Origin of the sequence: Streptomyces sp. NPDC008092 (assembly GCF_042957285.1) — a bacterium.
Lineage (GTDB): Bacteria > Actinomycetota > Actinomycetes > Streptomycetales > Streptomycetaceae > Streptomyces.
The window spans coordinates 238,205-262,076 of record NZ_JBIBHY010000001.1; the positions used below are offsets into that span (position 1 = coordinate 238,205).

Below are 23,872 nucleotides of genomic sequence, written 5' to 3' on the forward strand. Positions count from 1 at the left end.
GAAGCGGCTGTGGTGCTCTTTTCCTACCGGCGTTTCCGGTGCACGCGGCGGGAGGAGCTGGTGGGGCGGATGACGGCAGACCGGACGGATCCGCAGGACCCCGTGGCCGGCACCCCGTACGGGGCGGTCCGCGGCAGGTGGGAGCGCGGGGTCGCGGTGTTCCGCGGCATCCCCTACGCCGCCCCGCCCTTCGGGGAACACCGGTTCCGTCCGCCGGTACCGCCCGAGCCCTGGGACGGCGTCCGGGACGCGGGCGCGTTCGGGCCGACGGCGCCCAAACCGCCGTACTCGCAGGCGTTCGCGGAGTACCTGTCCGACCCGGTGATCCCCGGCGACGACTGCCTCAACCTCAACGTGTGGACCCCGGAGCCGGGGCCCGGAGCCCGGCTGCCGGTGCTGGTCTGGCTGCACGGCGGCGCCCTGACCAGGGGATCCTCTGCCGTACGGGTGTACGACGGGCATGCGTTCGCCCGTGACGGGGTCGTCTTCGTCTCGGTGAACTACCGGCTGGGCGTGGAGGGCTACGGCCTGTTCCCCGACACCCCGCCCAACCCCGGTCTGCGCGACCAACTCGCCGCCCTGCGCTGGGTCCACGACACCGTCGCGGCCTTCGGCGGCGACCCCGCCCGCATCACCCTCTGCGGCCAGTCCGCCGGCGCCATCAGCGCCGGCGCCCTGCTCGCCGCACCCCAGACCCAGGGCCTGATCCGCCGGGCCGTCCTGCAGAGCGGCCCGCCGGAGGCCTCGGAACGCGACAAGGTACGGCGCATGGTCCGCCGGATGGCCAACCGGCTCAGGATCCCCGCGACCGCCCAGGCCTTCGCCGAGGCCGACCGCGAACTGCTGCTGCGCACCCAGGCCGAGGTGGGCCGGCTCAGCAGCCCCGTCCTCGGCGGCCCCGCCTTCGGGATCGTCGTCGACGGCGACCTCGTCCCGCGCGACCCGCTCCAGGCCCTCCTCGACGGCGAGGCGGCGAACGGCGTCGACCTCCTGATGGGCTGGACCCGCGACGAGTACCGGCTGTGGCTGGTCCCCGGCGGCCTCATCGACCACGTCGAGCGGCTCGGACCGGTCGCCTTCGCCGGCGCCATGGCCCGCTGCCACGTGGGCCACGAGGTGCCGCGCGGCTACCGCACCCTGCATCCCGGGGCGGGCCCGGCCGAGACCGTCGGCCAGATGGTCACCGACCACCTGCTCCGCCTCCCGCTGCACCGGCTGGCCGAGTCCCGCCCCGGCTCCGCCTACCTCTACGAGTTCGCCTGGCCCTCCAACCGCCCCGGCCTCGGCGCCTGCCACGCCCTGGAACTGGGCTTCGTCTTCGACACCGGGGAGGACCCCGACTCGGTCCGGCTGGCCGGCGAGGGTGCCCCGCAGGACCTGGCCGACGCGATGCACGGCGCCTGGGTCCGCTTCGCCACCACCGGCGACCCCGGCTGGCAGCCCTGGGACGACACCCACCCGGTCCGCGTCCTCGGCGACGGCGAGCCCCGCACCGTGTCCGGCCCCCGGGACGACGAGTTCGCCCTCTGGAACCCGGGCGCGCCGCCGCCGCACCCCGAACGGACGGCCGAACTGGCCCTGGCGGTACGCAGGCTGCGCCGTTCAGTGGCCGCCGTACGCCGCCACTGAGTCCCGTACCACCACGTGCGTGCCGAGCAGCAGGTGCTCCTCGGCCGACTCCCCGCCGTGCCCGAGCGCGGTCCGCACGGCGAGCCGCCCCAGCTCCTCGTAGGGGACGTGCACGGTGGTCAGGGCCGGGTGCAGGTCGCGGGCGAACGGGATGTCGTCGTACCCGGCCAGCGACACGTCCCCCGGCACCGCCAGGCCCGCCTCGTGCAGCGCGGTCAGCGCCCCCGCCGCCACCATGTCGGTGGCCGCGGCCACCGCGCTGAACTCCAGCCCCCGCGCGAGCGCCTGCCGCATCAGCCGGTGCCCGGAGTCCCGGGTGAAGTCACCGTGCAGGAGAAGAGCGGGGTCGGGTTCGAGCCCCCGGGCCCGATGCGCGGACAGGTAGCCGCGTTCCCTCCCCATCGCCGTCGTGTGGTCCGGCTTCCCGCCCAGGAACAGCACCCGCCGATGGCCCTGCGCGAGGACATGGGCGACCAGGGCATGAGCACCGCCCTCGTTGTCGTACTCGATGACCGTGACCGGCGCGCCGGGCCCGAGCGGCGGCCGCCCGCAGAGCACCAGCCGCGACCCGGCCGAGGCGAGCGAGTCGGCGACCCGGCGGGTCCGCTCCCGGTACTCGGGCGTGTCCGCCGCCCCGCCCACCAGGATCACGGCGGCGGCCCGCTGGGCCCGCATCATCTCGACGAACTCCAGCTCCCGCCGCACGTCACCGTCGGTGCTGCAGACCAGTGACAGGTGCCCGAGCCGCGCCGCCTCCCGCTCCACGCCGTACGCCATGTGCGCGAAGGACGGCCCGGTGATCTCCTCCAGCACGAAGGCGAGCGTGGGCGTACCGGCCCCCGCGACCGCCTTGGCACGGGCGTCGGCGACGTAGTCCATCTCCCGGACGGCACGCAGGACGCGACTGCGGGTGGCGGCACTCACGGGATAGTCGCCGCCGAGCACGCGAGAGACGGTGGAGGCCGACACCCCGGCACGCGCGGCGACATCGCGAATGGTGCTCCGCCCCGCCTCTTCGCTCTTCCTGGTCAATCCCACCCCCGCCAACCGGTTCCCGACGGGACAGTAGCGCCCCGAAAGGGGCGCGGGGAACTGCGCGATCAGCCCCCACCGGGCCCGCAGTCGCCCCCCACCCGCACCACCCACGGCGAACAGGCGCCCCTCAGACCACCCGGGCGATCCCGGCAATCGCCTCCGGCCCCACCCGGCAGCACCCCCCGATCAACCGGGCCCCCGCCGCCCGCCACCCCTCCACCTGCTCCGCGGCGAACGTCGACCGCCCCGTCCACGCCCGCGCCTCCGCATCCCACACCTCACCGCTGTTGGGATAGACGACCACCGGTTTCCCGGTCACCCGCGCCGCCACCTCCACCGCCCGGTCCACGTCCTCCGGGGCACAGCAGTTCACCCCCACCGCGATCACCTCGTCCGCGTCGGCGGCCAGGGCGAACGCCTCCTCCAGCGGCTGCCCGGCCCGCGTCCGTCCGCCCGCCACGCTGTACGACAGCCAGGCCGGCACCCCGAGCCCGCGCACCGCCCGCAGCAGCGCCGCCGCCTCGTCGGCGTCCGGCACGGTCTCCAGGGCCAGCACGTCCGGCCCCGCCGCGGCGAGCACCTCCAGCCGCGGCCGGTGGAACCGCTCCAGCTCCCCGACGCTCAGCCCGTACCGCCCCCGGTACTCGGAGCCGTCGGCCAGCATCGCCCCGTACGGCCCGACCGAGGCGGCCACCCACAACGGCCGTACGATCCCCTCCGTCCGGGCCCGCCGTACCGCGTCGTGCCCCAGCCGCACGCTCAGCGCCAGCAGCCGCGCGGCCTCCTCGTGAGGGATCCCGCGCTTGCCGAAGCCCTCGAAGGTGGCCTGGTAGCTGGCGGTGATCGCGACGTCGGCGCCCGCCCCGAAGTACGCGAGATGCGCGTCGCCGACCGCGTCGGGCCGGTCCGCCAGCAGCCGCGCCGACCACAGCTCGTCGCTCAGGTCGTGCCCGGCGGACGCCAGCTGGTTGGACATGCCGCCGTCGAGCACGACCGTCCCGGCGGCGAGGGCGTCGGCGAGGCTGGGGGAGTTGTCGCTGGTCATGCCCCGACGCTAGCCGACCCGGCACCGGAGGACCGGCCGTGTCCACTGTGTGATCGGGCCGACCGGCACATGCCCGGCGGAACAGGATCACCCGGCTTGCGGAGCCCGATGCGCGTGGCGTCCCGGGCGATACCGCTTCTCCGGTGCGGGCAGCCCGCCGCGGGCCCGGCTGCGTGCGACGGGGCGAGGTCCTGTTCGGCCCAGACGACCTTGCCGCCGGACACCGGCCGGGAGTCCCATCTGCGCGACAACCGGTCGACCAGGAACAGGCCGCGGCCGTTCTCCTCGCCGGCGTGCGCGTGGTGCTGGTGCGGGAAGCAGTCGTTGGTGTCGAACACCTCGCAGGTCAGGACCTGGTGCTGGATCAGCCGCAGACCGATCGGGCCGGTGCTGTGGCGGACGGCGTTGGTGACCAGTTCACTGACGATCAGCTCCGTGTCGTCCTCGAGACCGTCCAGGCCCCACTCGGCCAGCTGACCGGCCGCCAGGTGACGGGCGCTGCGGACGGCGGTCCGGTCGCTCGGCAGCGTCCACGAGGCGACCTTGGAGGGGCTGAGCGAGAGGGTGCGGACGAGGAGCAGGGTGACGTCGTCGGACGGTGCCTGGCCCGGCACGGTGTCCATCGCGCGGGTGCAGAGGTCCTCCAGAGGGCTCCCCGGCTCGGTCAGGGCGGCGCCCAGGCGGTCCATGCCCGCGTCGATGTCGTGGTCGCGGGTCTCGACCAGGCCGTCGGTGTACAGGGCGAGGAGACTGCCCTCGGGCAGTTCCAGCTCCACGGCCTCGAAGGAGGTCCCCAGGCCGACGCCGAGCGGGGTTCCGGTGGGCAGGTCGGGGAAGGTGACCCGGCCCTGCGGGTCGACGATCGCGGGCGGGGGGTGCCCGGCCCCGGCCATGGTGCACTTCCGGGTGACCGGGTCGTAGACCGCGTACAGGCAGGTAGCGCCCGTCACGGCGGTCATCTGGCCCGGGAGGTCGGGGATTCCCTCGCACAGCCGCTCGATCGTGCCGTCCAGGCGGGCCAGCAGTTCGTCCGGGGGCAGTTCCAGCTCGGCGAGCATGTGGACGGCGGTGCGGAGCCGCCCCATGGCCGCGGTGGCGTTGATGCCGTGGCCGACCACGTCGCCGACGACGAGGCCGACCCGGGCGCCGGACAGCGGGATCACGTCGAACCAGTCCCCGCCGACCCCGATGTCCGGGTCCGCGGGCAGATAGCGCGAGGCCGCCTCGACCGCCGTGCCGCCCCGCAGGCGCTGCGGGAGCAGGTTGCGCTGGAGGGCGAGGGCCGCGGCGTGCTCGCGGGCGTACATGCGGGCGTTGTCCAGGGACAGCGCGGCGCGGCTGACGAGTTCCTCGGCCAGCAGCAGGTCGTCCTCCTGGAACGGCACCGGGTCCTCGGTGCGGACGAACAGCGCCACTCCCAGCAGGATGCGCTGTGCGCGGATGGGCACGAGCATCAGCGAGTGCATGCCGTTCTCGTGGATCACCCGGGCCCGTACCGGGTCCCGGTCGACCCAGGTGCCCGGAGAGGTGTCCAGGACCGACTCCAGATGGGACCTTCCGGTGCGCAGGATCTCGGTGAAGGGCGCGGCGGGCGGTGCGGGGACCGGCTCACCGCGATCCCACGGGGACTCCGGGACGCCCTGGCGGATCGAGGCCATGCCGGCCCGCCGGAAGACGGGCAGGCGTTCGCCGACCGGGCCGATGTGGACCGGGGGGCCTTCGCCGGTCGGGACCGAGTGCTCCAGGTCGACGACGGCGAAGTCGGCGAACAGGGGTACCGCGAGGTCGGCCAGCTCCTGACTGGTCCGCATCACGTCCCGGGTGCTGCCCAGCCGCGTACTGGCCTCGCTGAGGATCGCGAGGCGCTCCTGCGCCCGCCGGCTCTCGGTGACGTCGACACTGATGGCGCACACCCCCAGCGCCCGGCCCTCGGCGTCCTGGAGGCAGAAGAACGAAGCCGCGAGGACGTGTTCCCGGCGCGGGTTCGAGGGCAGCCGCCTGCGGAACTCGTGGACGCTGCTGACGCCGGTGCGGAGGGTCCGCCGCAGCACCGCCTCGAACGCCTCGGACCCGACACCGGGCAGCGCGTCGGTGGACCGGCGTCCGAGCCGCTGGTCGCGGGAGACGCCGTCGTGGCTCGCCATCGTGTCGTTCACCCAGGTGCAGCGCAGCTGCGGGTCGCGGACGACGATGCCGATCGGTGCGCGGGTGAGGAGCGACTCCCGCACCGATCCGTTCGTCACCTCCTGGGAGAGCTCGCGGATGTCGGTCACGGACACCAGCCACCGGACCGTTGAGTCCTGCCCCCACAGCATCGAGATCCGCAGGCTGACGGTGAGCGAGCGGCCGTCCCGGTGGCGTATCGCGGTGGTTCCCGACCAGCCCTGCCGGGCGCGGCACCGCTCGACGAACGCCGAAGTCGTCGGCGTCTCCTCGAAGGACGGCAGCACGAGTGCGGCGGACCGCCCCACCGCCTCACGTGCGGGGTATCCGACGAGCCGCTCGGCGGCCTGCGTCCATCCGAGCACCGTCCCCTGCTCGTCGAGCATCGCGATCGCCGAGTCGGCTATCGGGTGCGGTTCCGTCTGACTGTCCGCTGTCGCCTTGTCAGTGCTGCGCATCGAACTCGTGTCCTTAGGTCAATGGGGGAGGACTGCGACTGTTAGGGCTATAGACCGGACGGAGCCGCCTCGTGTGACAGCGCCGCGGCGCCCGGAGTCCGTCCGTCCGGCCGGCTCCCGACGAAGGTGACCGTCTCGTCGAGCGGCGCCCGGCCGGTACGGGCGTAGGGCACCGTGCCGTCCTCGAACCCGATCGACATGCCGCAGTAGAGGATCAGCCCGTCCGGGGGCGAAAGGATCTCCGCGACGGTCCTGCGGTACACCGACCACGCCATCTGCGTGCAGCTGTGCAGCCCTTCGGCGCGGAGCAGCAGCATGACCGTCTGCAGGTACATCCCGACGTCGGCCCATTGGGGCGGGCCCAGGCCGCGGTCGATGTAGCAGAACAGGGCGGCGGGCGCGCCGAAGCAGTCCCAGTTCGCGGCGGCCGCCCGCTGGCGCGCCTCCCCGTCCTCGCGTGCGATGCCGAGTGCGCCGTAGCGCTGCTCGGCGAAGGCGGTCCGGCGCTCGCGGTAGGGGGACCCGAGCGCGGACGGGTACATCTCGTACTCCCGCTCGTCCCAGGGTTCGCCCGCCGCCACGCGCTCACCGGCGCGCTTCTTGAGCTCGGCCAGCGGGTCGCCGGTCAGCACGTACGCGTGCCACGGCTGGAGGTTGGATCCCGACGGTGCCCAGGCGGCGGCGGACAGTACGCGCTCCAGCACCTCCGTAGGGACGGGCCGGTCGGTGAATCCGCGCACCGCCCGTCGGCTCCTGACCGCCTCGTAGACGTCCAAGGCCCTCGACCTTCCTGTATGTGTGCATTCCGGCTGATTGACCATGCGGGTCGGGGGGATGTGACAGGGTGCCGCCGCGCCGACTCCTTGCGAGGGCAGGCACGGCGCATAAAGCTGAGTAAGGAACATAGCCATCGAAAGATGGGTGAAATGCATGAAATGCTCTGTCATCGGCGGAACGGGGCTGATCGGGTCACGGGTCGTGGCGTACCTCGACGCGGCCGGCCACCAGGCTGTCCCGCACTCCCCGGCCACCGGCGTGGACCTCGTGACCGGCCGGGGCGTCGAGGAAGCCGTGACCGGCGTCGACGTGGTCGTCAACCTGACGGACTCCCCGGCCTACGGCGAGACCTCGCCCGCGTTCTTCCGGTCGTCCATGGACCACCTCCTCGCCGCGAGCGCGAAGGCGGGCGTCGGGCATCTGGTCGTCCTCTCCGTCGTCGGCGTGGACCAGGTGCCCGAAGTGGACTACTACCGCGCCAAGGTGCTCCAGGAGGACATCCTCAAGGCCGGCCCGGTTCCGTACTCGATCGTCCGCGCCACGCAGTTCATGGAGTTCGTGGACGCGATCCTGTCCTGGACCGCCGACGGCGACACCGTCCGGCTGCCGCGTACGCCGCTCCAGCCGATCGCCGCCGCGGACGTCTCCCGGGTCGTCGCCGAAGTGGCCGTCGGTGCCCCGCTCAACGGCACCCTCGACATCGCCGGACCCGACGTCTACCCCCTCGACGAGCTCGGCCGGCTGACCCTCGCGGCCAGGAGCGACGGGCGCTCCGTAGTCACCGACGACTCCGCCGGCCTGTACGCCCTGGTCCACGGTGACGTCCTCACCGCGGGGGCCGACGCCCGCATCGCCCCCACCCACTACACGGACTGGCTCTCCTGAACCGGCCTCGCGACGTCCCGGTCGCCGCCGGAACCTGCCGACCAGCAAGGGATCCGCACCATGCCGTCGAATGACAACCCGCCGGACGGCGCCGAGGACCTCCGGGAGGCCGAGGCGGCCTTCCGGGACGCCCACGGCTACCTGTTCGGGATCGCCTACCGGATGCTCGGCAGCGTCGGCGAGGCGGAGGACGTCCTCCAGGAGGCCTGGATCCGCTGGCAGACCTACGACCGGTCCCGGGTGGAGAACCCGCGGGGGTTTCTCACGACGACGGTGACCAGGCTCGCGATCAACGTGCTGCAGTCGGCGAGGGTCCGCCGGCAGGCGTATGTCGGGCCGTGGCTTCCGGAGCCGGTCGACACCAGCGCCGATCCGGCGCTGGGCGCCGAGAACGCGGAGGCGCTGGAGGTCGCGGTGCTGATGCTGATGGAGAAGCTCACCCCCACGGAACGGGCGGCGTACGTGCTCCGGGAGGCGTTCGGCTACCCGTACGAGCAGATCGCGGAGATCATCGGCCAGACCAACGCCAACGCCCGCCAGTTGGTGAGCCGCGCCCGGAAGCACCTGGCCGCGGAGAAACGGGCCGGTGTCGCGGCCGAGGACCACCGGAGGTTCCTGACGGCGTTCGTGGCGGCCGCCCAGGAGGGGGAGGTGGCCGTGCTGGAGAAGCTGTTCACGGAGGACGTCGTCTCGTACTCGGACGGCGGCGGTGTCGTGCGGGCGTCCAAGTTCCCGGTCGTGGGCCGTTCCCGCGTGGCGAAGTTCTACCACGCGTTCGCCGCCCGCTTCTGGCCCGGCGTCACGGTGGGACCGGCCGAGGTCAACGGCAGGCCCGCGGTGAGCCTGGCCCGCGACGGCACGGTGTTCGCCGTCCTCACGGTGAGCGTCACGCCGGACGGCATCGACCGGGTGCTCGTCATGATGAACCCGTCGAAAATCGGCGCCATGGCCGGCTGAGCGGGGGCGCCGGCCGGAAGGGGGGCCGGGAAGGGCCCCGCCCTGCTGCGGTGTCCGCTACAGCCTCCCGCAGGGGCGGGGCCGCCCGCCCCGTCTCCCGGCCGGGCGGGCCGCAGGCGGCCGTCCCTTGTCGCCTGCCTCCCGAAAATAAAACGAACGGTTATTTTTTACAAGCCGCGGCGCTCAGGAAAATGAACGTTCATCTTGACCTCGTCCGGCCGGAACCCGCAGGATGGAGGCCTAAAAAGAACGATCGTTCCGGGAGTGGGTGGGTGGTGGCGACATGAGCGCGACGCGGACCGGCGGCCCTGCGGTGCCCTCGCGTCGGGGGCGGAGGAGTGCCCAAGGGGCGGCCGAGGGGTCTGCGGCGGCCGAGTCCGCACCGGGCGGCGACGTGGCGGTCGTGTCGCAAGGCGGCAGTGGCGGTGGGGGTGTGGGCGACGGCGACGGTGACGGTGTGGGTGGGGGCGACGGGCACGGATCCCGGTCCCTCCCCTGGTCCTTCGCCCCGTCACGTGCCGCGCTCGTCACGGGTGCCGTCGTGCTGCTGCTCGGTGCCGAGCTGGCGTTCGTCGCGCCCTACGCGCGGCGGGCGGCGGGTCGGCTGTCGCACGCCCGGCCTGCCTGGTTTCTGCTGGCCGTCGTCGCGGAGGCGGTGTCGATGGTGGCCTTCGCCCGGCTGCAGCGCCTCGCGCTGGGCACGGGCGGGCTGCGGGTGGGGCTGCGTGCCGCGGCCTCCGCCGTGTTCGCCGGGAACGCCCTCAGCGCGACACTGCCCGGCGGCAGCCTGGTGTCGGTCGCCTACCGGACCCGGCGCATGCGTACCTGGGGAGCCGGCGTGCCTCTGATCGGCTTCACCCACGCCGTCACCGGCCTGCTGGGCGCGGTCACCCTCGTCATGCTCGCGGGGGCCGGCGCGATGCTGGCCGGGGACGGTGCCGGGCTTGCCGGGGCGGCCGTCCAGGTCTCGGTGGCCGCTGCCGGCACCCTCGCCGTGCTCGCGCTGGTCCGGCATGCCGGTGTGCTGCGCCGGCCGGTCGGTGCCCTGCTGCGGGTGTGGCGGAGGCTGCGGCGCGGCAGGGGCGGGCAGGCGTCGGCCGACGGCCTGCTGGGGGAGCTGGCCGCCATGCGGCCGCCGGCCCGCTTCTGGGTCCTGGCGGTCGGTGCCGCCCTGGTCAACTGGGTCGGCGACCTGGTGTGCGTGCTCGCCGTGTGCCATGCGGTGGGCTCGGCCCCGGCGCTGGACGAGGTGCTGCTCGCCTACGTCGCCGCGATGACGGCGGTGTCGGCGCTGCCGCTGCTGCCGGCGGGGCTCGGCCCTCTCGACGCGGCTCTGGTCCTGGCCCTGCACCGCGGCGGGATGCCGATGGCGGCCGCCACGGCCGCCGATCTCCTCTACCGGACCCTCAACCCGGGGCTGATCGGTGTCACCGGGTGGTCGGTCCTGCTGGTCCGCCGGCGGCGCCGGTCAGGAGTCGGCCGGGGCCGGCCACAGGGCCCGTACCCCTTCGACCACGCCCGCCACCAGCGTGGGGTCGAGCATGGCCAGCTGGAGGATGTAGCCGGGTAGCAGGCAGACCAGCGCGCCCGCGATCGACTCGGCGGTCACCTCGCCGGGCAGGGCGCCGCTCTCCTGGTGCTCACGCACGACCTCGGCGAGGTCGGACCGCATCTGGGTCAGCAGGGTGCTGAACTGCCCGGCCAGCGCGGGGTTCCGCAGGGCCTCCGACCAGGCCAGCACGGCCAGCCTGGCGGTGTCGTCCTCCGCGGACCGGGCCGACACCAGGTCGAGGACCTCGGCGATGACCGCCCCCACGGAACCGCTGGGCCGGTTCGTGGCGACGCTGTGGACCAGCGCCAGGACCTCGCGCATGTTCTCCTCGGCGATGGCGAGGATCATGTCGTCCTTGCTCGCGAAGTGCCGGTAGACCGAGCCGGCCGAGAGTCCGGACTCCGCGAACAGGTCCTGCATCGACGTCGAGTGGAAACCGTCGCGCAGGAAGCACCGGCGGGCGGCGTCCAGAATCTGGGCACGGCGAGCGTCCATGTACTCCTGGGACACCTTCGGCATGGGGCATTCTCCAAAGGAAAACGAATGTTCATCTTGACTCGACGGCGACGAGCCTAGCAGACTGGCTCCCTGAAGAATGATCATTCATTTTTGGAGGCGGGATCGTGAAGTCCCCGTTGGCGGGAATCCAGTCGTGGCGTCGTGTGGCCATCATGGCAGTGGCGCTGCCACTGGTGATTTCCGTGGCAGTGCTGGCCTACGCATGGCCCGCGGCGCGTATCGCCCCGCGTGACCTGCCGGTCGGGATCGTGGGCACGAGTGCGGCGAGCCAGGGCGCGGTCGAGGGGCTGGCGCACAGCAAGCCGGGCGCCTTCGACTTCCGTCTCTACCCCGACGAGTCGTCGGCGCGGTCCGCGATCAGGGAGCGGGACGTCTACGGCGCTTTCGCCGTCACCCCCGGCAGCCTCACCGTGCTGGAGTCCACCGCCGCAAGCCCGACCGTCGCCCAGCTCCTGGACAACACGGGCCGGCTGCTGGCAGCCAAGGCGTCCAAGGCGGCCGCGGACCGCGCCGCCTCGGCCGCCCATGGCACGCCCGCGCACTCCAAGGGCGCCAAGGGCGCCAAGGGCGCCAAGGCAACCAAGGGAGCCGAGGCCGGTGCGAAGAAGCCGGCGCAGATCCGGGTCACGGCCGTGGACGTCGTCCGCATCTCGCCGGACGACCCCCGGGGCGTGGTCTTCAGCTCGGCGCTGCTGCCGCTGACGATCTGCAGCATCATCCTCGCCCTGGCCACGATGGCGCTGCGGCTGCGGCCCGTCGCCCGTCTCACGGTGCTGATCGTGATGAGCGGCGCGGCGGCCCTCGGGGTCTACGTGGTCGCCCAGGGCTTCCTCGGCGCGCTGCCGCACGGTCATCTGGCCACCTGGGCCTCCCTGGCACTCACCGTTCTGGCCATCAGCGCCACCACCGCCGGGGCGGTCACCCTGGTGGGCTCGGCGGGGCTCGGGCCGAGCGCGGCTCTCATGGTCTTCGTCGGCAATCCGTTCTCCGGCAGCACGTCCGCACCGGAGCTGCTGCCCAAGGCGGTCGACGACATCGGCCAGTGGCTGCCGCCGGGCGCCGGCGCGAGCCTCGTGCGCGGCACGGCCTACTTCGACGGCAACGGCGGCGCGGGCCCCATCGCCGTCCTCGCCCTCTGGAGCCTGCTGGGCCTGGCAGCCGTCCTGTTCGGCCACCGCGCCGCCCCGCTCGTGAAGGGCCCCGGCACCGGCCGGAACGCGACGTCGGACGCCCAGGATCCGGCGCCCGACGCCACGGAACTCCACGTGCCGCCGCCCTCCGAGGAGCCCGCGCACCCGTCCTCGCCGGTGACGATCGTGCGGCACACACACTCGCACTCACACGCCCGGCACGCCGCGGGCGCGTGACCCTGCCTGCGCGGAGAAGGCGGCACTGTCGATCCTCCGGAATCGGAACCGGGCCTTCGGGAGCCGCAACTCGGCCTTCGGGAACCCGAACCGGACCTTCCGGAGCCGGAGCCGGACTTTCCGGAGCCGGACCTGGGACTTCCGGAGCCGGACCTGGGCTTTCCGGAGCCGCCGGCCGGGCGGTGCCGACAGCCGGTCAGGTCGCGCGGCGTCTGCCCCCGCGGTGGCTCTTGCGCTGTGTGCGCCGGGTCGCCGGGACCATCAGGCCGCCGAGGAGGCCGAGGGCGAGGGCGTAGGGCCACCAGCCGAAGGGGTGCGTCGAGTCGGCGGCGGTACGGGTGGTCACCGTCGGGGGAGCGGAGGGCGCGGTGCCGGTGGTGTCGGCCTTGGTCGAGGCCCGTGCCGGCTCGGCGTTCAGGACCACGTCGTTGCCGTCGCCGCCCCGGTAGGTGAGCCGGTAGACGGTGTCGGCCAGCTTGACCGCGGCGCCCTCGGCGAGGCCGTCGAAGGCGCCGGTGGTCGGGGCCCTGCCGATGTGGTCGACGACGGTGATGCGGCGGGCCGCCGGGTCGGTGCCCGCGGCGGACATGTCGAGGGCACCGGCCAGGGCGACGCGGCCCGTCACCTTCAACGGCCCCTTCCGCAGCACCAGTTCGCCCCGCCGGTGCTGGATGTAGTCCCCCTTCACCGTCAGCCCGCTCGCGACCAGGCTGTCGTTGGTGACGGAGCCCAGCACCGTGCCCGTCCCGGAGAGCGCGGTCAGCACCCGCAGGCCCGCCGGGCCCGGGTCCAGACGGGCTCCGGCCGAGGTGAGCCGGATCGCCTCGCTGTGCGCGAGGCTCGCCCCGGAGCGCAGGGCGAGGGTGCCCTGGCCGACGGTGGTCGTCCCCGTGTACGTCACCGCGCCGCCGGTGAGCGTGGTGGTGGCCGCACCCGACTGCACGAGGGACCCGGAGCCGCCGATGTACGCCAGGCGGACCGGCGTCGAGGTGTTGCGGACGATCAGGGTGCCGTCGTTCTCGACGCGCCGGCGCGCGGTGCCCGTCAGGAGCGAGCCGTCGCCGCCCTTCGTGCCCGAACCCAGCCGCAGCACCGCGCCGTTCTCGATCGTCGTCGAGCCGTCGTAGTCCTGGGCGGCCGCGAAGGTCACGTCGTTCCCGCGGGTGCCCGCGATCACCACGTCGCCGGCGCCGGGCGCGGCCAGCGTGTCGTGGTAACGGCCGCCGCCGATCGGGGCGCCCAGGGTCACCGGGCCGTCGTAGTCGAAGGTGAGCCGGGAGCGGCGGCCGCTCGCCTCGTGCAGGTTGACGTAGACGGTGTCCTTCGTCCCCGGCAGGAAGATGCGGTGGGTCGTCCCGTCGCCCCAGTGCACGTCGGCGCCCTCGATGTTGGTGCCGCGCTTGTTCAACTGGTGCGGTATCGGCGTCCAGTTGAGGGACGGGTCGCTCAGGGACGGGTCGGTGTCGCCGCCCCGGTCGCTGTAGCTGTACTGGCCGGTGAGGACCACCTTGCCGCCGGGCCGGGAGTGGACGTTGACGTCGCTGCCGTACTCCCGCTGGTAGAAGTCCTGGCGCAGGGTGACGGTCTGGTACAGCGGGGTGTCGATGATCCAGGAGCCCTGGTTGAGGATCGCGCGGGCGTCGGGGAGGGACACGGGGTACTCAGGGCGGCCGACGGCCATCCCTGTGCCGTTGTCGATGACGCCGGAGAAGGGCTGGGTGCCCGCCAGGTCCAGCGTGCCCCATGTGTTCCGGGGCTGGGTCACCAGGCCCGAGCCGCTGATGGTGCCGAGGTTGAAGGTCCGGGTGAGGGACAGGCGCAGGGTGCCGTCGACGCGGATGTTGAGCTGGTTCAGCCGGTAGCCGGGGGTGTCGTACGGGAAGTGGCCGACCAGGCCGGTGGCGCCGCCCGTGCCGTACTGCAGGGTCGTACCGCGCTCGACGGTGATCGCGGGCGGGTCGGGGCGGGTGACCGTCGTGTACGGGTGGTTGCCGCCCCGGGTGCGTACGACCTGCCGTTGCCGTGCCTTCGGCAGGGTGAAGTCGCTGTCCCTGGTGAGGATCAGCGTGCCGCCGCCGCGCACCGTGAGGGTGCCCTCGCCGCGCAGGACGCCGTCGTACGTGGTCGTTCCGGCGGGCACGGTGACGACCGTGTCGCCGCCGAGGGTGACGTCCCGGTCGGCGAGCACGTCGGCGGTGACGTCCCGGGCGCCGGCGCCGGCGGCGGAGGCCGGGGGAGCGGAGGCGAGGAGGGCGGCGAGGGCGGCGACGGCCGCCGCGGTGGTGTGGAGATGGGTGCGCACGTGATCGGAGACGGCTCCGGACGTCCCTGGATAACAGAAAATCCGGCTCTGCCGACGGATCACTCGGAAATCGCTTTCCCCCTTGTCTTGTCAGACCCGTTGACCTTCTCGTAACACGCCCTTACCTTTTCGGCGATCTCAGAATCCCTCAGAACTCACCAGGAACGCCCAAGGAGCGTGAGTGAGATGAGACGTGCGTACGCGATCCTGCTGTCCCTCTGCCTGGCGGTGATCGGCGCCCTGGCCGCCGCGGGACCGGCCGCGGCTGCCGCCCAGACCGTCACCAACGGGACCCAGTTCACCGACACCTCGGGGAACATCGTCCACGCCCACGGCGGCGGGGTCATCAAGGTCGGCAGCTACTACTACTGGTTCGGCGAGGACCGCAACTCCGACAACACCTTCAAGTCGGTGGACGCCTACCGCTCCACCGACCTCAAGACCTGGGAGTTCCGCAACCACGTCCTCACCCAGTCCTCCGCCACCGAACTCGGCACCGCCTACATCGAGCGCCCGAAGGTCATCTACAACGCGTCCACCGGCAAGTTCGTGATGTGGATGCACAAGGAGAACGGCGTCGACTACAGCCAGGCCCGCGCCGCGGTCGCCGTCTCCGACAGCGTCGACGGCACCTACACCTACCAGGGCAGCTTCCAGCCGCTCGGCCAGTACATGTCCCGCGACCTCACCACCTTCGTCGACACCGACGGCACCGCCTACATGGTCTCGGCCGCCAACGAGAACGCCGACCTGCAGATCTACAGGCTCACCGCCGACTACACCGCCATCGACAGCCTGGTCGCCAACCCCTGGGCAGGCGCCAGCCGCGAGGCCCCGGCCCTCTTCAAGCGCAACGGCGTCTACTTCATGCTGACGTCCGCCGCCACCGGCTGGAGCCCCAACCAGCAGAAGTACGCCACCGCCAGTTCGCTCGCCGGCCCCTGGACCTCCTGGACCAACGTCGGCGACTCCACGGCGTACGGCTCCCAGACCGCCTACGTCCTCCCGGTCAGCGGCACTTCGGGCACCTCGTACCTCTACATGGGCGACCGCTGGGGCAACTCCTTCGGCGGTACGGTCAACGACTCCCGGTACGTCTGGCTGCCGCTGACCTTCCCGACCGACACCTCGATGTCGATGTCCTGGTACCCGGAGGTGTCGGTCGACACGGCCGCCGGCACGGTCACCGGTACCAGCGCCACCTACAACACTCTGATCGCCCGGCACAGCGCCAAGTGCGCCGACGTCCCGAACCAGTCACTCTGGGAGGGCATCGCGATCAGCCAGTACACCTGCAACGGCGGCACCAACCAGAAGTGGTGGTTCAAGGACCTGGGCACCGGCTACTACGAACTGATGGGCCGCGGCAGCTCGCTCTGCCTCCAGGAGAACTCGGCCGACGTCACCCAGGAGGACTGCACCGGCGCCACCACCCAGCAGTGGTCGGTCGTCACCTCCGGGTCGTACGTGAACATCAAGGCGCGTACGTCGGGTGAGTGCCTGGACGTGAGCGGCGCGTCCACCGCCAACTCGGCCGCGATCATCACGTACACGTGCAACGGCGGCACGAACCAGCAGTGGACGCGCGGGACATGACGGATCGGCTCAGGCCAGCAGATCGATCGCGTCGATCGAGGTGCCGGCACTGAGGAAGGACGTCGTCCCCGAGCCGCTCGCCACGTAGATCTTCAGCGTGTTGTAGGCGCTGGTGTCCGTCAGCCAGGCGGACGCCGGCACGCTGTAGGTGAACGTGTGGTTGTTGCCCCGGTAGGAGCCCACGGTCAGTGACCGGGTGCTCGGCTGGGTGGGCGGGGAGGGGACGGCGGAGGTCCAGGTGTCGTTGACGACGACCTGCGGCCGGCCGTTCGCGTAGGCCGTCGTCACGCCGATCCGCAGGGTGTGCGCGGCGGCGGCCTGGGCGGCCGTCAGCCTGAAGTAGACGACGAGCCCGCTGTTGACGTCCTTCCACAGGTAGCAGGGGAAGGCCGAGGTCTCGGTGCCGCTGCCGATCACCACGTTCCCGGTCCAGGACGCGGCCCGCACGTCGGAGGGGTGCGCGTACGTCATCAGGTCGGCGTTCTTGAACCCGGTCGGTGTGCCGTCCCAGTTGTTGATCCGCCAGATCGCGGAGGCGTTGCCGGGGTCGTTGGAGGACGGGATCGCGATGGTGTTGAGGGTGGTGGTCGCGCCGGCGGAGACGGTCACCGAGCCGGTGTAGACCTCCAGTTCGCCCTTGAAGACGGTGAGGGTGTACGTCCCGGGCAGCACGCCCGCGATCGAGAAGTAGCCGTCCGAGGAGCGCGCCGAACCCCAGTACTGGGCCGCCGAGTTGGCGAGCCCGACCGTGTACGCGTACGCGGTGTCCCGTCCCGTGATGCCGACGCCGGCCACCCGCCCGCGCCCGCCCGCCGCGACGTACCCGGAGATGCCGAGCGAGTCCGCCCAGGATGTGGTGAGGGTGCCGGGGTACAGGGACGAGGAGGGGGCGCCGCCGTCCGTGAGGGCGATGACGTACGGGCCCTGGAGGCCGTAGCGCTCCGACTCGGTCTGGTTCTCGCCGTAGTAGAGGATCTCGTACAGGCCGCCGCCGTCGGCGCTCTGGTGGCGCAGCAGCGAGCGGTAGAACGGGCCGCCGGAGGCCTTCTCGTGGTTGCTGCGCACGATCCAGAGGCCGACGCTGCCGGTCGTCCAGCCGATGTAGCTGTAGTCCATCACCCGCAGCTTCGAGTAGTGCTTGGCGCGGGTCTGGCCGTCGGACTTCTCGAAGACGTCCGCGGACTCGATGACGGTGGGTGCGTAGGTGTAGGAGTCCGGCTCGTCGTTGAGGAACAGGCCGGCCTTGACGCGCACGATGTACCGGGTGGCGGTGACGGACGAGTCGGCCTTGTTGGTCCACAGGTAGACGTTGTTCTCGCCGCTGCGGGCCGCGTAGTAGTGCTTCAGCGTGCCGTACGCGACGGAGACCAGGATCGTGGTGCCGGACTGGGCGATGGTCACCGTGGAGGTGCCGAGGCCCGACTCGACGTGCGAGTTCTTGCCGCCGTAGCCCTGGTACTCGGTGCCCTTGTAGACCAGCGAGGTCAGGTCGCCGTTGGTCTTGCTGACCTTGAAGACGAGACTGGCTCCGGTGTCCACGACGTAGTTGGAGCCGTCGTCCGACCAGCCGAAGCCCGCGGCCGAGGCGGTGGTGGCGAGCGGTCCGGCGAGGGCGGCGGTGCCGGCGGCGGCCGCGCTGCCTAGGACGAAGGTGCGGCGTCCGAGCGGACTCCCGGTGGATCCGGACATGGGGGTGCCTCCTTCGGTGGGGCGGGGGTGCGGGTGACTGTGAGAGTGGCAGTTGAATCGATTTCGCGAAAGGGCTTTCGTCGTCGCGGAGTTGGCAGTTTGCGGAAATGGGTCCAGGGTCTAGAAAGCGCTTGTCGATTGACGGTACGGTCCGCGCCAGGCCAGTCGCCACGACGGAGGAGTCCCCGGTGAGACGTTTCAACGGTGTTCGTGTCCCCGCGCTCGCGGCGGCCGTCCTCGCCGCCTGCCTGACGGCCGCCCCCGCCGCCCGGGCCCACGACCGGCAGCCGCCCCTCGGCATCGGCAACTGCACCGCGACCGCCTGCCACTTCGACGTCCCGCCGGGCGACTACGACGTGACGGTCCGGCTCGGCGGCGCGGCCGCGTCCGCCACGAGCATCGCAGGGGAGACCCGCCGCTCGCTCCTCCCCGAGACGGCCGTGGCCGCGGGGAGCCGGGCGACCCGCAGCTTCACCGTGAACGTCCGCACCCCCGAGGGCGAGCCGACGGGCCCGGACGGAACTCCCGGGCTGGACCTCACCATCGGCGGCCCGGCGCCCGCACTCGCCGGTGTCCGGGTCACCCCGGCCCGGCACGCCCGGCAGATCTTCCTGGTCGGCGACTCCACCGTCTGCGACCAGCCCGCCGACCCCTACTCCGGCTGGGGCCAGCAGCTCCCGCAGTACCTGCGCAGGGGCGTCGCCGTCGCCAACTACGCCGACTCCGGCGAAAGTACGGTGACCTATCTCCAGAACCCCCAACTCTGGGATAACGTCCAGCAGTTGATCCATCCAGGTGACCTGGTCCTGATCCAGCTGGCGCACAACGACAAGACGACGGACGAGGCCACCTACCGCGCGAACCTGGAGACACTGGTGGCGGGCGTACGGGAGAAGGGCGGGCGGCCGGTGCTGGTCACACCCATCGTGCGCCGGTGGTTCAATGCCGACGGCACGCTGAACAACGACATCGCGCTTCTGGTCAACGGGCTCGGCGTCAATCATCCTGAGGTGATCCGCTCGGTCGCCGCCGCCGAGGACGTTCCGCTGATCGACCTCACGGCGAAGACCAAGGCGCTGGTGGAGTCCCTCGGCGTGGAGGGCTCCAAGGCGCTGTACCTGTACAACGAGAAGAAGGACAACACGCACACCTCCGCGTACGGAGCCACCGTCTACGCGGGCCTGGTGCGCGACGAACTGCTCGCCCAGCACCTGGTGCCCCCGCGCACCGTGCGGGCGGGGTGAGCGCCTGGGGCGTCCCGACCGGAACCGGGGCGCCCCAGGTCAAAAGTGGTACGAGGTCAGGTTCGAGCGAGAAAGAGCACCAATGCAGCTGCCTCCCGAGGACCACGCCCTCAGCCCGCGCACCGGCTACACCCGCGCCCACTGGGAGGCCGCGGCCGACGCGCTGCTCGCCGCCGTCGAGCCGTACGCCACCCCGGACCGCGCCCTCTACCACCTCCCCGGCGACCACCCGAGCTGGTCGGGCCGTCTCTCCGACGGACTGGAGGGCTACGCCCGCACCCTGCTCCTCGCCGCCTTCCGCCGTGACGAGACCGCGCTCCAGCGGTACGCGGACGGACTCGCGGCCGGCGTGTCGGGCAGCTGGCCGCGCATCGAGGACCGCGGCCAGCCCCTGGTCGAGGCCGCCTCGGTCGCCCTCGCCCTGCGCCTGACCCGCCCCCTGCTCTGGGACCGGCTCGACGACGCCGTACGACAGCGCGCCGCGGCCTGGCTCGGCGACGCGCTGACCGCCGAACCCTGGCCCTGCAACTGGGAGTTGTTCCCGGTGACCGTCGGCGGCTTCCTGGCCGAGATCGGCCACGAGCCGGAGGCCGCGCGGCAGGCGGTCGACCGCGGTCTGGCCCGCATCGAGGACTGGTACGAAGGCGACGGCTGGTACACGGACGGCGACGGCCGCAAGTACGACTACTACAACGGCTGGGCGATGCACCTCTACCCGGTGCTGCACGCCTGGCTCGCCGGCGACGAGAAGCTGCTCGACCTGTACGGCGGCCGCCTGGAACGCCATCTCGACGACTACTCCCGCCTGTTCGGCGGCGACGGCGCCCCGATGCACCAGGGCCGCTCCCTCACCTACCGCTTCGCGACCACCGCCCCGCTGTGGCTGGGCGCCCTCACCGGCCGTACGCCCCTGTCCCCCGGGGAGACCCGGCGACTGGCCTCCGGAGCGCTGAAGTACTTCCTGGACCGGGGCGCGGTGGACGCCCGCGGACTCCTGACCCTCGGCTGGCACGGGCCCGACACGGCGGTGCTGCAGGGCTATTCGGGCCCCGCCTCCCCGTACTGGGCGAGCAAGGGCTTCCTCGGCCTGCTGCTCCCGCCGGACCACGCCGTGTGGACGGCGGCGGAGCAGCCGGGCCCGGCGGAGCGTGCCGACGCGGTCACCCCGGTCGTCCCCGCCAACTGGCTGCTCCAGTCGACGCGTTCGGACGGGGTCGTCCGCCTGCACAACCACGGCAGCGAGGACGTCCGCTACGACCCCTACTACACCCGGCTCGGCTACTCGACCGTGACGGAGCCCTCGGCGTCGTACGACAACAGCGTGTTCGTCGGCGGCGATCCGGGCCGCACGCGGATCGAGCCGCTGGGCGTGGGGGAGGGCTGGGCGGCCTCGCGGCACTCGGCCGGCCCGGGCGCCCGGGTGACGAGCGCCGTGCTCGTGCACGGGGCCGTGGAGGTGCGGGCCTTCCTGGTGGCGGGGGCACGGCCCGGGACGCCGGTGCGGGTGACCGGGTGGCCGGCACCCGAGGGACTCCGGGCCGAGCTGCTGCCCGCCGTGGGCCTCGACGGCGAGCTGACCGGGGTCACCGGGGAGGGCCCGACCCTGTTCGTCGCGCTGAGCCGGCTCACCGGGGCGGCGGACGCCGAGCCGTTGGGGGAGACGGTGACGGTACGCGCCGACGGACAGCGGGAGTTGACCGTTCTGTGGCACGGGGGCTCCGGGGTGCGGGCCCGGTGGCAGGGGGACGGAGTGGACGTGGAGCACATCGGGCCGGGCTGAGCCGCTTCGGGCATGATGCGGATCACGGGGTGGAGAGAAGAACTGGCCGAACTGCTGGGGCGGGCCGGGCTGGAGCCGGTGGCGGACCCGTGCGTCGAGGAGGTGGTGCCGCCGGCCTGGACCACCCGATGCCCCGGTCGGTGTACGGGTCCGGGGACGTCAGGCGCGAGGCGCTGGAGAGCTGCCGGATGGCGCGCGAACTCGCCGAGCACCTGGCACGGCACGGGGACGCGGACGAGCGTCGCTGCCTCGCCCGCAACCCCGGACTCGATCCCCGCCTCGTCGTCCTGCTCGCGGCCGACCCCGACGCCGGGCTGCCCTCCGTCCGAGCCTGCCGGTACGGCTCCTGACGCAGCTGGTGCGAGGCGACGGCGCCGAGACGGCCGCCCGCAACCCGGCGCTGCCCGTCGAGGCCATGCGCCGGATGGCGGAGTCGGTCGGCAGGGCCGCACGCGTCACGGCGTGAGACGGGCGATCCGCAGCGTCGTCGTGGTCGGCGACGCCCCGCTGAGCGGGCTGCCGTAGGCCGGGGTGACAGGCGCGTAGGCCCAGGTGAGGGAGCCGTCCTTGAGGACCGCGATGTCACCGGTGAACCGCGCGCTCACCACCTTGTCGGCGCTGACGAACGTGCCGTTCCAGTCGACCAGTCGCAGGTGCGTGCCCGTGAAGGTGCCGGTGCAGGTGCCGGCCGAGCACTTGGCGTTCTTCAGGGACTCCCAGGAGAGCAGGAGCTTGTCCTTGCCGTAGGGCGCGAGGTGCACGTTCACGTTCTCGACGGTCCTGGCGCTGGTGAGGTAGACCGCCTTGCCGGGGCCGGAGTTGCGGTTCTTCAGGAACGCGACGGCGACCTGGTGGGTGGCGGTCCTCGGGGTGACCGTCCAGCCGCGGCCGCTGCTGTCGGCCGGGTTCTTCTTCGCGGAGGCCGCGCCCCGGGAGGCGAACGCGGTCGCGTACCTGCCGGTGGACGACTTCACCAGATCGCCGGTGCGGCCGGGGAAGGTACCACCGCAGTACCCCGCCCAGCACTGCTCCCGCTGCACGACCGGGGCCACGTCCGGGGCGCCGATGCCGGTGGAGACGAACAGGCCCGAGCGCCAGTCGTCGAAGCAGAGGGAGGTGAAGGCGCCGGAGGCCTCGGCGTGCAGGGCGATCCCCTCGTTGTGGCTGCACCCCCAGCTCCAGCCGCCGCTCAGCTTCTTGCCCCCGGCACTGACGTAGGACAGCTTGTCGCCGAAGTGCCCGTCGGCGAAGCCGCCCGCGCCGTGCACCACGAAGTAGGCGCCGTACTTGGAGCCGTTCCAGGTGAGCTGTCCGTCGAGGGTGGGGGAGGTGTCGTGGGAGGCGGTGCCGGTGAGCCTGGTGGTCCAGGTCCGCCTGCCGCCCGTGTAGCGGACGATCGCGGCCGCGGTCTCCTTCCACTTGTTGGTGTCGGCGACCCGGGTGAGCAGCGCGAACCCGTTGGTGTGGGCGACCAGGCCGCCCACCTCCTGCGCGCCCTTGACGACCGTGTCGGCGCCGGACCGCCTGCCGGCCGCGGTGAGCGGGGTGACGTGCACCCCGTCGGCGGCGGGCCAGGCGACCCGCAGCGTGCCGTCGGGGGCGACCGCGGTGGCGGTGCGGTTCCACTCCCGGGTGTTGTTGTAACCCGCCGAGAGATAGGGGTACTTGGCGCCGAGGCTCACCACCGTGGAGGTGACCTTCGGCTCCGGGGCCGTCGCCGCGCCGGCGGTGGCGTACCAGGCGCCGGCCAGCAGTCCACCGACGGCGAGGAGTCCGATCGCGGGCTTGCGGTAGGCGTGGACCCGGCGGTGGGTCGAGGTGCGTGGTGCGGAAGTCATGCCCTGTGGTCGCCGCCGGGTCCCGGAAGGTTGCCGTGCCGGTGGACGTCTCCGCTACGGCTGTTCGGTGCCGAGGGCGGTGCGCAGGAACGCCGTGGCCTGGTCGATCGCGCCACGGGTGGCCTCGGACTGGCTGAGCGAGTTGAGCAGCATGAAGTCGTGGACCGTGCCGTCGTAGCGCACCGTGGTCACCGGGATGCCGGCCGCCCGGAGCTTGGCGGCGTACGCCTCGCCCTCGTCGCGCAGCACGTCGGCCTCGTCGACGATCAGCAAGGCGGGCGGCAGGCCGGTGAGCTGCTCGGTGGTGGCCTGGTTGGGCGAGGCGGTGATCTCCGCGCGCTGGTCCGGGTCGGTCGTGTAGGCGTCCCAGAACCACTCCATCAGCTTGCGGCTCAGGTAGTAGCCGGTCGCGAACTGGTCGTAGGAACCGGTGTCCATGGCCGCGTCCGTGACCGGGTAGTACATCGACTGCTGTACGAACGTGACGTCACCGCGCTCCTTGGCCATGAGGGCGAGTGCGGCCGTCATGTTCCCGCCGACCGATTCCCCGGCCACCGCCATGCGCTGTGCGTCCAGCCCCTTGGACGCTCCCTCGCGGACGATCCACTGGGCGGCGGCGTAGCCCTGCTCGATGGCCACCGGGTAGCGGGCTTCGGGCGACGGTGTGTACTCCACGAAGGCCACGGCCGCCTGTGCGCCGACCGCCAGCTCCCGCACCAGGCGGTCGTGGGTGCCGGCGTTGCCGAGTACCCAGCCGCCGCCGTGCATGTACAGGACGACGGGCAGCATTCCGGTGGCGCCCTGCGGTTTGACGATACGTACCCGTACGTCGCCCACGGCGGCCGGCACGGTGATCCACTCCTCGTCGACCGGCAGTTTGTCGATCGGCGCGGCCTGGAGGTCGTCGAGGACCTTGCGCGCGGCGGTGGGATCCAGCTCGTACAGGAACGGGTGGTGCGAGGTTGCTTCGGCGAGTGCCCGTGCTTCGGGTTCGAGGACGATCGAGGAGGTCTGAGCAGCCATGGGAATGCTCCCT

General features: G+C 72.5%; 18 protein-coding genes. 9 read left to right on the plus strand and 9 right to left on the minus strand.

All coding sequences use genetic code 11. From position 1 onward, the window contains the following. Nucleotides 1-69 precede the first annotated feature (69 nt). Complete coding sequence (locus tag ACFZB3_RS01030) at nt 70-1,629, plus strand: carboxylesterase family protein (RefSeq protein ID WP_391367670.1); 1,560 nt, start codon at nt 70-72, stop codon at nt 1,627-1,629. Here ACFZB3_RS01030 and ACFZB3_RS01035 read toward each other — a convergent pair. From ACFZB3_RS01035 to ACFZB3_RS01050, 4 genes are all read right to left on the minus strand, one after another. Next, nucleotides 1,603-2,661, minus strand: a complete 1,059-nt coding sequence (locus ACFZB3_RS01035) for a substrate-binding domain-containing protein (protein WP_391367673.1) — start codon at nt 2,659-2,661, stop codon at nt 1,603-1,605. The genes ACFZB3_RS01030 and ACFZB3_RS01035 overlap by 27 nt on opposite strands. 130 nt (nt 2,662-2,791) lie before the next feature. Next, on the minus strand, nt 2,792-3,709 hold the full coding sequence (gene mmuM / locus ACFZB3_RS01040; protein WP_391367675.1) for a homocysteine S-methyltransferase: 918 nt from the start codon (nt 3,707-3,709) through the stop codon (nt 2,792-2,794). After that, nucleotides 3,706-6,330, minus strand: a complete 2,625-nt coding sequence (locus tag ACFZB3_RS01045) for a SpoIIE family protein phosphatase (RefSeq protein ID WP_391367678.1) — start codon at nt 6,328-6,330, stop codon at nt 3,706-3,708. The genes mmuM and ACFZB3_RS01045 overlap by 4 nt, the downstream gene beginning before the upstream one ends. Before the next feature lie 47 nt (nt 6,331-6,377). Then, the gene (locus ACFZB3_RS01050) at nt 6,378-7,106 is read right to left on the minus strand and encodes a nitroreductase family protein (RefSeq protein WP_391367681.1); all 729 of its coding nucleotides are present in this window, start codon (nt 7,104-7,106) and stop codon (nt 6,378-6,380) included. A 154-nt stretch (nt 7,107-7,260) separates the two neighbouring features. Here ACFZB3_RS01050 and ACFZB3_RS01055 point away from each other — a divergent pair, with 154 nt between their 5' ends. The 3 genes from ACFZB3_RS01055 to ACFZB3_RS01065 all read left to right on the plus strand — a co-directional run bounded on the left by ACFZB3_RS01055 (nt 7,261) and on the right by ACFZB3_RS01065 (nt 10,519). Next, nucleotides 7,261-7,992: an NAD(P)H-binding protein gene (locus ACFZB3_RS01055; RefSeq protein ID WP_391367684.1), complete on the plus strand. Its 732-nt coding sequence runs from the start codon at nt 7,261-7,263 to the stop codon at nt 7,990-7,992. Nucleotides 7,993-8,052: 60 nt separating this feature from the next. Further along, nucleotides 8,053-8,949 (plus strand): RNA polymerase sigma-70 factor, encoded by an 897-nt coding sequence (locus ACFZB3_RS01060; RefSeq protein WP_391367687.1) that lies wholly within the window; start codon nt 8,053-8,055, stop codon nt 8,947-8,949. 457 nt (nt 8,950-9,406) lie between these two features. Beyond that, on the plus strand, nt 9,407-10,519 hold the full coding sequence (locus ACFZB3_RS01065; RefSeq protein ID WP_391367690.1) for a lysylphosphatidylglycerol synthase domain-containing protein: 1,113 nt from the start codon (nt 9,407-9,409) through the stop codon (nt 10,517-10,519). On the opposite strand, the gene ACFZB3_RS01070 is transcribed toward ACFZB3_RS01065, so the two are convergent. After that, the gene (locus tag ACFZB3_RS01070; protein ID WP_391367693.1) at nt 10,418-11,020 is read right to left on the minus strand and encodes a TetR family transcriptional regulator; all 603 of its coding nucleotides are present in this window, start codon (nt 11,018-11,020) and stop codon (nt 10,418-10,420) included. The two genes, ACFZB3_RS01065 and ACFZB3_RS01070, sit on opposite strands and share 102 nt — an antisense overlap. Before the next feature lie 182 nt (nt 11,021-11,202). On the opposite strand from ACFZB3_RS01070, the gene ACFZB3_RS01075 reads away from it, so the two are divergent. Next, complete coding sequence (locus tag ACFZB3_RS01075; protein WP_391367695.1) at nt 11,203-12,387, plus strand: ABC transporter permease; 1,185 nt, start codon at nt 11,203-11,205, stop codon at nt 12,385-12,387. A 196-nt stretch (nt 12,388-12,583) separates the two neighbouring features. Here ACFZB3_RS01075 and ACFZB3_RS01080 read toward each other — a convergent pair whose 3' ends face one another. Beyond that, entirely contained in the window at nt 12,584-14,689 is a 2,106-nt protein-coding gene (locus ACFZB3_RS01080) for an autotransporter (RefSeq protein ID WP_391367698.1), read from the minus strand. Between the two features lie 186 nt (nt 14,690-14,875). Here ACFZB3_RS01080 and ACFZB3_RS01085 point away from each other — a divergent pair, with 186 nt between their 5' ends. Beyond that, nucleotides 14,876-16,285, plus strand: a complete 1,410-nt coding sequence (locus ACFZB3_RS01085; protein ID WP_391367700.1) for an RICIN domain-containing protein — start codon at nt 14,876-14,878, stop codon at nt 16,283-16,285. 9 nt (nt 16,286-16,294) lie between these two features. Here ACFZB3_RS01085 and ACFZB3_RS01090 read toward each other — a convergent pair whose 3' ends face one another. Next, nucleotides 16,295-17,974 carry a rhamnogalacturonan lyase B N-terminal domain-containing protein gene (locus tag ACFZB3_RS01090; protein ID WP_391367702.1) on the minus strand — a complete coding sequence of 560 codons (1,680 nt, stop codon included), beginning with the start codon at nt 17,972-17,974 and terminating at the stop codon, nt 16,295-16,297. Between the two features lie 188 nt (nt 17,975-18,162). Here ACFZB3_RS01090 and ACFZB3_RS01095 point away from each other — a divergent pair, with 188 nt between their 5' ends. From ACFZB3_RS01095 to ACFZB3_RS01105, 3 genes are all read left to right on the plus strand, one after another. Next, nucleotides 18,163-19,218 carry a GDSL-type esterase/lipase family protein gene (locus ACFZB3_RS01095; protein ID WP_391367705.1) on the plus strand — a complete coding sequence of 352 codons (1,056 nt, stop codon included), beginning with the start codon at nt 18,163-18,165 and terminating at the stop codon, nt 19,216-19,218. 82 nt (nt 19,219-19,300) lie between these two features. After that, nucleotides 19,301-20,998 carry a DUF2264 domain-containing protein gene (locus tag ACFZB3_RS01100; RefSeq protein WP_391367708.1) on the plus strand — a complete coding sequence of 566 codons (1,698 nt, stop codon included), beginning with the start codon at nt 19,301-19,303 and terminating at the stop codon, nt 20,996-20,998. Between the two features lie 128 nt (nt 20,999-21,126). After that, nucleotides 21,127-21,348 carry a hypothetical protein gene (locus ACFZB3_RS01105; protein ID WP_391367711.1) on the plus strand — a complete coding sequence of 74 codons (222 nt, stop codon included), beginning with the start codon at nt 21,127-21,129 and terminating at the stop codon, nt 21,346-21,348. A 105-nt stretch (nt 21,349-21,453) separates the two neighbouring features. Here the strand turns inward: ACFZB3_RS01105 and ACFZB3_RS01110 are convergent, their stop codons facing one another. Further along, nucleotides 21,454-22,836 carry a hypothetical protein gene (locus ACFZB3_RS01110; protein ID WP_391367714.1) on the minus strand — a complete coding sequence of 461 codons (1,383 nt, stop codon included), beginning with the start codon at nt 22,834-22,836 and terminating at the stop codon, nt 21,454-21,456. A gap of 54 nt (nt 22,837-22,890) precedes the next feature. Next, on the minus strand, nt 22,891-23,859 hold the full coding sequence (locus ACFZB3_RS01115; protein ID WP_391367716.1) for an alpha/beta hydrolase fold domain-containing protein: 969 nt from the start codon (nt 23,857-23,859) through the stop codon (nt 22,891-22,893). Nucleotides 23,860-23,872: the final 13 nt, after the last annotated feature.